The sequence below is a fragment of the Mesorhizobium sp. M4A.F.Ca.ET.050.02.1.1 genome (assembly GCF_003997725.1).
In the GTDB taxonomy this organism is placed as follows: Bacteria; Pseudomonadota; Alphaproteobacteria; order Rhizobiales; family Rhizobiaceae; genus Mesorhizobium.
Map to the genome: position 1 here is coordinate 1 of NZ_RZSG01000141.1, position 10,594 is coordinate 10,594.

Annotated in this window: 10 protein-coding genes and 1 pseudogene; 6 read left to right on the top strand and 5 right to left on the bottom strand. The window is 54.9% G+C overall.

The window, feature by feature from the left end:
- Together EOA33_RS12410 and EOA33_RS12415 are read right to left on the bottom strand one after the other, a co-directional pair.
- Positions 1 to 285 (bottom strand): annotated as a pseudogene (locus EOA33_RS12410) (EAL domain-containing protein); the annotation flags it as partial.
- Complete coding sequence (locus tag EOA33_RS12415; protein WP_127405749.1) at positions 282 to 1,175, bottom strand: EAL domain-containing protein; 894 nt, start codon at positions 1,173 to 1,175, stop codon at positions 282 to 284. The pseudogene EOA33_RS12410 and the gene EOA33_RS12415, both read right to left, overlap by 4 nt.
- 68 nt (positions 1,176 to 1,243) lie before the next feature.
- On the opposite strand from EOA33_RS12415, the gene EOA33_RS12420 reads away from it, so the two are divergent.
- A complete protein-coding gene (locus EOA33_RS12420) occupies positions 1,244 to 2,374 on the top strand; it encodes a site-specific integrase (protein ID WP_127405750.1) in 1,131 nt (376 codons plus the stop codon).
- Positions 2,375 to 2,479: 105 nt separating this feature from the next.
- On the opposite strand, the gene EOA33_RS12425 is transcribed toward EOA33_RS12420, so the two are convergent.
- Both EOA33_RS12425 and EOA33_RS12430 read right to left on the bottom strand, forming a co-directional pair.
- A complete protein-coding gene (locus EOA33_RS12425; protein ID WP_127405751.1) occupies positions 2,480 to 3,448 on the bottom strand; it encodes a DUF2971 domain-containing protein in 969 nt (322 codons plus the stop codon).
- 18 nt (positions 3,449 to 3,466) lie between these two features.
- A complete protein-coding gene (locus tag EOA33_RS12430; protein WP_127405752.1) occupies positions 3,467 to 4,300 on the bottom strand; it encodes a hypothetical protein in 834 nt (277 codons plus the stop codon).
- 603 nt (positions 4,301 to 4,903) lie between these two features.
- On the opposite strand from EOA33_RS12430, the gene EOA33_RS12435 reads away from it, so the two are divergent.
- The 3 genes from EOA33_RS12435 to EOA33_RS38980 are packed head-to-tail and all read left to right on the top strand — an operon-like array spanning position 4,904 to position 5,760.
- Positions 4,904 to 5,221, top strand: coding sequence for a hypothetical protein (locus tag EOA33_RS12435; protein ID WP_127405753.1), 318 nt, complete (start codon positions 4,904 to 4,906; stop codon positions 5,219 to 5,221).
- 27 nt (positions 5,222 to 5,248) lie between these two features.
- Positions 5,249 to 5,542: a hypothetical protein gene (locus tag EOA33_RS12440; RefSeq protein ID WP_127405754.1), complete on the top strand. Its 294-nt coding sequence runs from the start codon at positions 5,249 to 5,251 to the stop codon at positions 5,540 to 5,542.
- Positions 5,543 to 5,589: 47 nt separating this feature from the next.
- Positions 5,590 to 5,760, top strand: coding sequence for a hypothetical protein (locus EOA33_RS38980; protein WP_189556468.1), 171 nt, complete (start codon positions 5,590 to 5,592; stop codon positions 5,758 to 5,760).
- Positions 5,761 to 6,148: 388 nt separating this feature from the next.
- Here the strand turns inward: EOA33_RS38980 and EOA33_RS38985 are convergent, their stop codons facing one another.
- A complete protein-coding gene (locus EOA33_RS38985) occupies positions 6,149 to 6,472 on the bottom strand; it encodes a hypothetical protein (protein ID WP_127405755.1) in 324 nt (107 codons plus the stop codon).
- Positions 6,473 to 7,344: 872 nt separating this feature from the next.
- On the opposite strand from EOA33_RS38985, the gene EOA33_RS12455 reads away from it, so the two are divergent.
- Both EOA33_RS12455 and EOA33_RS12460 read left to right on the top strand, forming a co-directional pair.
- Positions 7,345 to 8,679, top strand: a complete 1,335-nt coding sequence (locus EOA33_RS12455) for a hypothetical protein (protein WP_127405757.1) — start codon at positions 7,345 to 7,347, stop codon at positions 8,677 to 8,679.
- A gap of 1,129 nt (positions 8,680 to 9,808) precedes the next feature.
- Positions 9,809 to 10,594: pyridoxal phosphate-dependent aminotransferase (locus EOA33_RS12460; protein ID WP_145989122.1), on the top strand; the 786-nt coding region annotated here is incomplete at its 3' end.

A 10,594-nucleotide genomic window follows, 5' to 3' on the forward strand; every position in this document is an offset into this window, starting at 1 on the left:
GCGGAAGTTCCTCAGATGCAGCATCCGGCACATCGTCTCGACGAACAGGCGGTCCGCGGCAGGCAGGCTGCCGAAGAACACCGGCGGCGCGACCGGCCTCGCGTCGCGCTGCGCCTCGATCAACGCCTCGACGGCGACCGGCGCCAACGAGCGGCCGCGCGGCGCGAAGATCGGTTGATAGGCGCTCTTCAGCCGGAAGTCGCCATAGACGCCGTACTCGATGCCGATCTCGTCGGCAAAGATCGCCTCGGCGGCATTGCGCCGCCTGTCCGGCCAAACGCTCACGAGGCGTTCCTGCGCCCGAACACCCGCGCCGGGCGCGTCGTCGGCGCCGCGCCCGAACTGACCGGCGCATCGCCGATGCCCGTCGCTGCCGCGGACGCCTCAACGCCCTTGCCGAAGACGCGAAAGCTGGTCGGCGCCAGTTCCGGCCGCGCCAGCACGAAGCCTTGCACCATCGAGGTTCCCGATTTCTCGGCAAGCTCGAGCTGCCAGCCTTCCTCGAGGCCCTCGAACACGGTGCGAATGCCTTGCTGCTCGAAGCTCTTCACCATGGTGGTCAACAGGGCAAAGCCGGCGCCGGACTCCATCAGTTGCGTGATCCAGTGCGCATCGAACTTGACGATGTCGGGCTTGAGCTCCTTGATCCGGTTGATGTCGGATTCGTCGGCGCCGTAGTCGTCGACAGCGATGCGGAAGCCGTTGGCTCTCAGCGCCTCGACGAAGCTGTAGAGCGTTTCCTGCGAGGCCGATTTCTGTTCGGTCACCTCGCAAACCATCCTGCGCGGGTCGATGCCGGCCTCGTGCAGCACCAGCCGCATGTCGCGCAGCGCGTTGTCTGCGATGGCGCGGTCGGTGAACACAGACGGGTCGAAGTTGACGAAGATCGACGCCTCTTCCGGCAGGCAGGCGCCGGCGTTGAGCAGGTGTAGCGTCCGCGTCAGCGCCTCGATGTGCAGGCGGTCGCCCGCCGGGCAGGTGTTGAAGAAACTCATCGGCGACTGCGGCTCGCCGTCACGAAACGGCCGGATCAGCCCCTCGAATGCGACGATCGACAGCTTGCCTTCCCTGAAGGCGAAGATCGGCTGGAATGCGCTCTGCAGCGTATAGACGCCCCAGACACCACTGGAGGTGCCGTCATCACGACGGATGCTATGGTCATTCACCCGAAACATCTGATTTCCCATGAGAATCTTCGGGGATCGACCTTCCGGTCACAACTGGGTCACACGGAGCATCCGAAATGGCATCAATTCGCAAGCGTAACGGCAAATGGAATGTCCAAGTCAGACGGAGAGGCCACGAAGCGAGTTCGAAGTCATTCCTCGCCAAGTCAGACGCCCTCGAATGGGCACGGGAGATCGAACGGCAGTTAGACCGCCAAGAGCTTGGACCCGACAGGAAAACACTCAAATCGATCACCCTGGCTGAACTCGTCACTCGATACAAAAACGAAGTCCTACCCAAGAAGCGTTCAGCGAGATTCGAAACGATCCTGCTCGACAGGTTCCTCCGCTATCCTATCGCGACGAAAACCCTGAACGACCTTCAATCAAAGGATTTCGCACAGTACCGTGACCAAAGGCTTAAGGAGGTTTCGAGGCTCACAGGTCGCCCGGTGACAGCGAAGTCACTCCGGAGGGAACTCGCTCCACTCTTCCACATGTTCAAGGTCGCCAAGGCCGAATGGCACATACCGACAGGTAACCCTCTCCAAGACCTCTATCTGCCTGCCATCGACGTCAGGCGTGAGCGGAGGCTACGTCCCGGAGAGGAAGAACGATTGCTGTCGGAAGCGCGGAAGCTCAGGACCCTAGACGGTCAGCCCAATCCGTACCTTGTTCCTATCATCGTCTTTGCCCTAGAGACGGCCATGCGGCAGGGAGAAATCCTCGCGATAGAATTCCGCAACGTCGATTTCCAACGGCATCTGTTGACCATCCCTGTCTCGAAGAACGGCCATTCGAGAGTGATACCACTGACAGACAAAGCATCGTCCTGTCTCACGCTGGCTTTCGCTCAACCACGGGGAATTATTGGCCCACCTAGGGTCACTCCGACGACGAGAGCATTTCCTGTCGATGTCGAGGTAGTGAAGACGAGTTGGACCCGTATCTGCAAGCGCGCAGAACCAGCTATCGAGGACCTTCATTTCCACGATCTGAGACACGAGGGGATTTCCCGCCTGTTTGAGCTTGGTCTGTCGATCCCGGAGGTTGCCAGCATATCGGGTCACAGGACACCGGCGATGCTATTCCGGTATGCCCATGCCAGTCAGGAAGCCGTCAGGGCGAAGCTCTTGGGAAAGGCACGACGGGACGAACAGAAAGTGATTGAGGGACAGGTGACGCCAGAAGAAACCGTAACGGCCTGAAATCCAATCGCTTCTTCCCCACAGCGGACCCACTCTGATCGGGGCTGATCCTCTCGTCAGACCATACCCTAGGCCCTTGCCACAAGCTTGGGCCTTTTTCATCGATTAGGTTCTGAGCGGCACGTCCGACACAATCACCCTGTCGATAGCGTTCGGCACGCCAGCCTTTCCAAGAAAGCGAACGAATTCCCTATGAAGGTTAGCGGAATTCGGACCGGGACCAATAATGATCCTTACCAACAAATCAGGCAAGGTAACACCATAAAGTCCTTTCTCTGGAATATCCTTCATCGGAATCTTGAATATTCTTTGAGGTGCTCCACCAATTGACCTGTAGTCCTCAACCAACCTATCGGATGATTCAAACGTAGGCTGGTATATTATACGCCACTCACGTTCTTCGTAGAATGACGGATGTTTTGTGCATATGACGGCGTACCTGAATGCCGCGAACAAGCTATTAAACGTCTGTGTCTCACCGATGCTTTTGACGTAGTCAAAGCTGCTCATAATGTTGTTAGCCAGCACTGAGAATTCCTGATTGAAACCCTCTTGGTCGAGATAGGCGACAGGGCTTGTATATGCCTTTAGCGCGTCCGATGGCCTCAACATCGGTCCTCCATTCACGACGAAGGCCACGGGTGAACTGCCCTTCCCGTAAGCACGCCACATGGACAACCGGCCTATTAAATCCTCTTTGGGTAGCAACTCAGTCACGCAAGCTATGTAGGTCTCTTGCTGCCAATGTCCGATCCACGAGGAAAAGATAGGCTCGAATCTCTCGGTAAAGCCTGGCCACTCATTGTTGAGCCGGTCCCGTAGCTGAAGGCCTTGCTCTGTATTGTAAGCTTGGATTAGGAGGTTAACCCCGTGCTTAAGCTCAGATGTGTCGTTCATCCACGTTGTGTTTCTAAGCCACAACTCACCCTTATCGATCATGGAAAGAGCGGCATCTGCGTCGCAGTAATGCACAAATTGCTGCTGGTCCTGTATGGCTTTGAATGTCCGAGCCGCCATATGCGGAAAGAAGGTTTTCACATACTGAATGTCTTCTTCTGAAAGAGTAATTTGCATGATAATTAACTTCTTTTGCTACGTGTTGGAATCGGCCGCTTGTTCTTCAATGGGTGTAGCTTGCTTGTCCTCTGCTGGTCCGGTTAGCAGTTTAGGGCTTTCCGGCGGGACTTGTTGGGAAAAATATTCGATCACCGCCTGATAGTCCGCGTAATAATTTTGCACTGCAGTGAGCCCAGCGTCAGGAATCGTCAAGGCGACATATATGCTCGCCAGTACAGCCCACGCTTTCGCGAATGTCCTGTTTTTACCTTTCTTCTTGTCAGAATATTCGACGCTGGACAGAATTGCGTGGGTATTTAGAAGTTGCTCTAATACACCGTCAACCCCGTAAAATTCTAATTTTTCGATCATGAACCTTAGGGCAACGAACGACGTAACGAATACGGCCATGATAACATCTTGCCTATCGTCAATGGCGTTAATCGCCTCATCAATCTTTTGGAGAAACTCCGCCCGCTGAGCCTCGGTCGGTACACGTAAAGGGGCCACTCCCTGAATGGTATGCCCCGCCATCAGAAGGCTGTTGAGCGAAACGGGTTCAAAGGCACTATCGCGTACCCCGCGCCACGAGTTGTGTAGATTGGCGGACGAGATAAACGACGACACCCGGACGCAGGCTTGATCAAACCTTTGGCGGAAGATTTCCGGCGTCGCGGTCATTGAGGCTACCAACGAGCGCAGACGGGCGATCCTCGCAGAAATGGCCGCAAGTATCGCGAAAAATTCTGGGCTGTCGACGGTGACGCCAAACTGCCTTGCCAGAGCTTTGCGTGTCTCATCCCTCGCGTCATTGGCCTTTAGCTTTTCGCAAAGCCGATGAAGTTCGGTAGACGGGTCCGTTATTTCCACAATCTGCGCCCCCTTGATTCAAGAATCGCTAAGCCGGCCCAAGGATAGCCGTAATCGAGTCGTCTAACTACTGGCGGCCACCACTGGCACCTACGTCAATGACGTCCCCCACGCGAGCGGACTAGACGAGCCAGCCGGATACCGAACCCTTACATCGTCATAACCGGCGGAGACTTGCCTTCGCTCGGTAGGCATTCTTTGGTCCTATCATTTGGAGGAAGGCCACGTGGGCACAGTCGTAGACTTCTACAGAGGGCAACGCTCTATTTCGCAACCTAAGATGCTTCCGCCCGACGACCCTGACTTGAAGTTGATTCAACTCGTTGATGAAAGCCGAAGGCTCAAGGTCAGAGTATGTGAACTCGACAGGTTAATCAGGAAGGAATTGGCGGAAGAGTAGCCTTACTCCGTGTTTCAAAAATTTTCTTGGGGGTATAAAGCTTTGTATATCAAGTACTTGTAAGAACACGCTCCGTTTATACTATTGACTTCTAGGTGAAAACGGAGTACAATAGGTAGAGAGTAGGAGTTTATATCCTACTCTCAACACGAAAAATACCGAACGCTAACACCGTCCCATTGGGGCGGACAACAGAAGGACAAATGACTACCGATCTGAAAGATATTGCCACGTATGAACTTAATTATATCGGGAGTAATCCCACTCCGTTTGATCTCACAGTTATCAGCGTCTCGAAGGGCAAGGCCAAAGGTTTCGTCAGGCTTTGGAAGACCCCTCATCAGCTTCATATCGCTGAATTTATCAAAGTCCTCGATCCCCTCTTGGGGCAATTTACCGAACGAAATGCACTGATCCGAGCCCTTGCCGATTGGGCGAAGAAAGGCGGCTGGACGTTAGAGATGGCCCATGTGTCATCCGAAACGGGCGAACGCCTTGACGTAAACGTATCGGCTATTTGAACCATCAATTTCGAAAGGAACTTTTATATGACTAAGATTACCGTCCCGGATACCTACTTTTTCAACAAGCCCCTCGCCAAGATGTCATCGGCAGAACGGGAGATGCTGCGCCAGAGGGTGAACGATACTGCCGACGCCCTCGACAACGTGACCAACTCTGAGTTTGCCGAACTCGTAGCCATCAGGGTCCTTGAACGCCGGGGAATGCAAGCCGGTACCGTAGACCGGACGATTGATGAGACCCCCACTGAAAGGCAGGAAGAGGCAAAGAAGTCATCGATCTATGCCCGTCAGTCAGGTTTGTCTCGTCGGGGTGAATGATGACTAATCGCACAAGCCTTGAAGACCAGCGCCGACAGGGTGAAGCCATGGCTGAAGCCGCGCGTCGTGAATGGGCCAACGATTACAGGCTCAACCAAGAGGCCAAGTCAGAACTTATCAAAATGCGAGTGACTCAGTTCGTCGATGAGGTCGCTAAGGGTCTCGATCATGACGAAGCTGCAAAGCGTATGCTGGCTGATCTGGGGGTCTCGCTTTGAGGCCCCGTGATGTTCGGCTTACAGGGGGCAGGCAGGATGGTTTCATTGTGCACGTCCCGATTGGCAGGGATGGCACCCTTGAAGCCACTGTCGATCACGACGATTGGAACTGGCTGGTAGCCCACAAGGTCAGCCGTAATTGGCTCCTTCGGGGCGGACAGGTCGGCGCATGTGCACCGGGCAAGCTTGAAGTCCTAATTGGTCGGGTGATCGTCGATGCTCTTCCGGGGCAGCGGGTCGTCTTCCTGAATGGCAATGAGCTTGACCTCAGGCGGTCCAATCTTGGTCTTCAGTCCCATGGCGGGAGCACTCGTCACGACAGGGCTTTGTTGATCGAAGCGGCTACCGACTTTGAACGCCGTAAGGCCCTGGCACTAGCGGAAGGAACCTACAAACCGAGATACCGGAAGCGGGTTCCTATCATCGTCAAGCCGAAGCAACCTAAGCGGAAGGCTGTCGAGCCGGTCTCTTTCGACCAGATGTTTGCCGCGCTATGAATGGCAAGATCAGCGTTGAACTGACTGGCAGCTATAGGGCTATCCATCACGCAAGCGGGATCGAGGTCGATACATCTGACACCCGTGGTGGTCGTCGGACCTACAAAGACCCACTTGGGCCGCTTTGTCGTGCCCTTCGGGATGAGCTTGGCTTGTCTCCCGATATTGTCGTCCATGTCGAGCGGAACGGGGTCCCTGTCTTCAAGCAGGATCACAGCCTTTCCTATTGGGCAGACCATGACGTGACCGATGAGCAAACCAAGGTGGCGAAGAGGGTCAAATATCGATCGTTTGATCTTCCCGCTGTCCTACATCGTCGGACACCCTCGAACGCTCTGGAAGGGCACCACCACCACCAAAACAGGGGCATTCTAGAAGTCGAGGCAGTCGCATGATTGCTCGAATTAACGAGGCATGGGGGGTCGCCTTTCGGGGCGGCCTCTTTGTCCTCCTGCGGAATGGCCGTGAGTTTGCCACCCATAAGTCAGCCGGCATCCTTTGGAACACCCATCGTCATCGGTTCGGCAAGGTCGATCCCGGTGCCTTTAACCGGGTGATGGCGATTTGTCGGGACGGAAAAAATGATCTGTTAACGCCATCTTTAGTGAGTCCGGTAGGGTCGGAGAGTAATATCGAAAGTCCCGTGGGTTACTGGCTGAAGCCCGAACAACTGAGGAATTTAAGGAGAAAGGAGGGAAACGACGTTGCCGATTAACAGCTTTGCCGACATGGCGAAGACATTGGGAATTGAGAATTACACCCCAGAACCATCGGAAGGGCGGCGAACGAAAGGACGGGGGTCGCATAAGAGTTCCGATTGGAATCCTGTCCGACTGAGGGAAGCCCTGTCCCACATCCCGGCAGATAACCAGCCTGAATGGTTCAAGGTCGGAGCAGCATTGTTTGACGCTTCGGGCGGATCACAGGAGGGCTTCGACCTTTGGGACGAATGGTCTCAGACGACAAGGCGAGGCAACTACGATCCCAAGAGACAGCGATATATGTGGGATCGATATTTCAAAAGTGCCGGGGTGACAGCCGGGACGATTTATCGAATGGCGAAGAGAAAGGAGACTAAGAACAATCAATGAGTGATATATTCAAAAGTTTATTTCTGCGTGACGATCCAGTTTACATAATTGATAGGCCGTGCGGCTTCGGCAAGACAAGCGAAATGATAAAGTCCTTTCGAACTGACAGGCGCTATCTTGTCGTTACACCGCTGTTAGGCGAGGTCGATAGGATCATTGAGCGATCGGAAGTCGAGTTCGATCAACCCGACAGCACGGGGGAATATAAAACGAAGCGGGAAAGCCTCCGAGAGCTTTTGGCATCGGGGAGAAATGTCGCGACGACACACGCGCTTTATGAAGACATAGCGATACTCGCGGGGCAGGGTCTTCTCGACGGATACGAAATCATCATCGATGAAGTCCCTGAGGTCTGTCGCGGCATCGAGGGTCTGACCCTAAGGTCATTCATCGAATTCTATCTAGGCAGGGAGTATGTCACCGTCGATCCTGAGACGGGCCGCGTGGATGCCACCAACAAGTGGCGAGACAACGCCGGAGAGGTCAACGATACACTGAAGGAAAAATTCTTCGGTCCCGCGTGTGCTGGAACGCTCTATTTCGTAGAAGGCGTATTCTTCATGTGGACGCTGCCGGAAATCCTTCTCCGTTCAGGCCGATCATTGACCATCTATACCTTTATGGCGGAAGGATCGATGCTCTTGGCTTATCTGAGGAAACTCGGAATCGGGTACAGCCATGACGAAGACCCCGAAGCGAATGAAGCCTTTCGGAAGAAAGCGCGGGAGTTGATCACTCTCGAAAAGATTCCCTCGCTCCACGGGGTTAGGTTGTCTTTCACCGGACAGATGGACGGCAAGGCTGTGGGCAAGAGGGTTTCGAACGCGCTTAGGGGTATCCGTCGCTATGATCTCGGGGATGATCTCTCTTGCGTTCTTGTGACTTGCGCCAAACGGAATTGGTTTCTCAACGGATTGGATGACGATCAGGTCAAGAAGGGCATGAAGCCAAAGCCTGGACCGTTTGCCTCCGGGTCGCGGCTATTCGACGGGGTCACATGGCTTGCGAACACCACTCGTGGGACCAACGACTACATTGAGAAATCAACACTCGTGTATCTCTACGATCAAAACATAAACCACTACATAAACCGCTGGCTTGGCACTGGCCGTCATGGTGTCGAGCAGGATCAATACGCGCTGACAGAGTTAATTCAGTGGATTTATCGATCCCGTGTCAGACGGGGAGAGAAAATCACCGTGTACCTTCCGAGCTTCCGAATGAGGTCCATTCTGGAGGATTATCTAAACGGGGAGGACAACTCGAAGAACAGAAATCGTGTGACTAAATCGGATGCTGAATATTACAAAAAGACTCGCAATTTCGGATGATTCCGTAAGTGCAGGACACGAGTCGCGTCCTGTTGGATAAAATTTCTCAACGAAATCAATGGGTTTAACCCCATGTTGTTTAAAGAAAGATATCTTAGATACACTAGAAAAAACTTAGGATAGTCGGGCTCATGCTTCGCCCTCGCCTAAAAGAAAATGATATCCTAGGGGACACTCCCTTTTTCTTTAAGCGAGCCTCGCAAGAGGCGACTAGACCTATGCTACCTATCGATTCCTCCAAGAGGCGTCCTCATCTCGTAAGCCCGTTGTCTCTGAGCCAGAGAGAGAGGAATCCCAAGCCGATAGCTCCGAAGAGGAAAATGTTCATCCTCTTCCATCGTCTGAATCCAATGGATCGGTTTTCCTCGCCTTTGCGTCTCCAAAGGGCAGCAGTCGAAATTATGCCGTAGATGATTATCCACGGGAGTAATGTGACCGCTACGTCAGGTGGATTAGGCTGCATCTGCTGTAGCCCCGAAGGTCCTTGGCCAATAGGTCCATCTTCTCGCAAAGATTGCCTGTCGACTAGAGCTTCTCGTCATCGGGTCACAATACGGTCACAACGAGTGTGACAGCCAACGTGTCTCTAGCCTCCGCGTCTCGTCCGGTTGGAAGGCGACCCTCAGGAATTTCTCCGAGAAATTTTCGAGGGGCCATACCTACCGTATGACCGGGGGGCCGTCCCCCTTGCACCCCACCCAGCGGGGGTCGCTATGGAGTGTAAGCCATTGATGTTGCTGGCTGTTTTCTCTCGTTCTATCGGCTGGTGTCAGACGCAGCGAGGCTAGCCCACATAAGACCGCAGGTCGTTGAGGAACCGGAGGTTCCGACCATGCCGTCTAGGGCCGAAGGCCCGTTGAGCGAGTTGACGAGCGATCACGACGGATGATGTGGGCGAGCCCGATACTACGCGACAAGGGATCCTCGCTCGGCAAGACTTGGCGGAAATGGCTTGCGATCCTGCCAACAGGGGTTTTAGCGGCCGTTGATGAATTTATTGTTGCCGAGCGATGCCGGTCACGGCTGCTTGACCCCTGGCTCATTCGACAATGCTTGCGCTTGGCCGGATGATGCGACATGAGAGGCCCGCGGCCGCTCCTGGCCCGCCGACCCTTGGAGATATCAGGTCATGGCCTTTCTTGCCGACGCCCTTTCCCGCGTGAAGCCTTCCGCGACCATCGCGGTGACGCAGAAGGCGCGCGAGCTGAAAAACGCCGGCCGTGACATCATCGGCCTTGGCGCCGGCGAGCCGGACTTTGATACGCCCGACAACATCAAGAACGCGGCGATCGACGCGATCCGTCGTGGCGAGACCAAGTATCCGCCAGTGTCAGGCATCACGCAGCTGCGTGAGGCGATCGCGAAAAAATTCAAGCGCGAGAACAATCTCGACTACCGGCCGGAGCAGACCATCGTCGGCACCGGCGGCAAGCAGATCCTGTTCAACGCCTTCATGGCGACGCTGAACCCCGGCGACGAGGTGATCATCCCGCGCCCCTACTGGGTGAGCTATCCCGAGATGGTGGCGATCTGCGGCGGCACATCGGTGTTTACAGACACATCGATCGACAACGGCTTCAAGCTGACGGCGGAAGTGCTTGAAAAGGCGATCACGCCGCGCACCAAATGGCTATTGATGAACTCGCCGTCCAACCCGTCGGGCGCCGCCTACACGGAAGCCGAGCTTCGATCTTTGGCCGACGTGCTGCTCAAGCACCCGCATGTCTGGACACTGACCGACGACATGTATGAGCACCTCACCTACGGCGATTTCGTCTTCAGGACGATCGCAGAAGTCGAGCCGAAACTCTACGAGCGCACCCTGACCATGAACGGCGTGTCGAAGGCCTATGCCATGACCGGTTGGCGCATCGGCTACGCCGCCGGCCCGGTGCCGCTGATCAAGGCCATGGAC

Coding starts and splice junctions, on each gene's coding strand:
- EOA33_RS12420 (WP_127405750.1), top strand. CDS start 1,244: ATGGCATCAATTCGCAAGCGTAACGGCAAATGGAATGTCCAAGTCAGA.
- EOA33_RS12415 (WP_127405749.1), bottom strand. CDS start 1,175: ATGTTTCGGGTGAATGACCATAGCATCCGTCGTGATGACGGCACCTCC.
- EOA33_RS12440 (WP_127405754.1), top strand. CDS start 5,249: ATGACTAAGATTACCGTCCCGGATACCTACTTTTTCAACAAGCCCCTC.
- EOA33_RS12425 (WP_127405751.1), bottom strand. CDS start 3,448: ATGCAAATTACTCTTTCAGAAGAAGACATTCAGTATGTGAAAACCTTC.
- EOA33_RS12455 (WP_127405757.1), top strand. CDS start 7,345: ATGAGTGATATATTCAAAAGTTTATTTCTGCGTGACGATCCAGTTTAC.
- EOA33_RS12435 (WP_127405753.1), top strand. CDS start 4,904: ATGACTACCGATCTGAAAGATATTGCCACGTATGAACTTAATTATATC.
- EOA33_RS38980 (WP_189556468.1), top strand. CDS start 5,590: ATGGCTGAAGCCGCGCGTCGTGAATGGGCCAACGATTACAGGCTCAAC.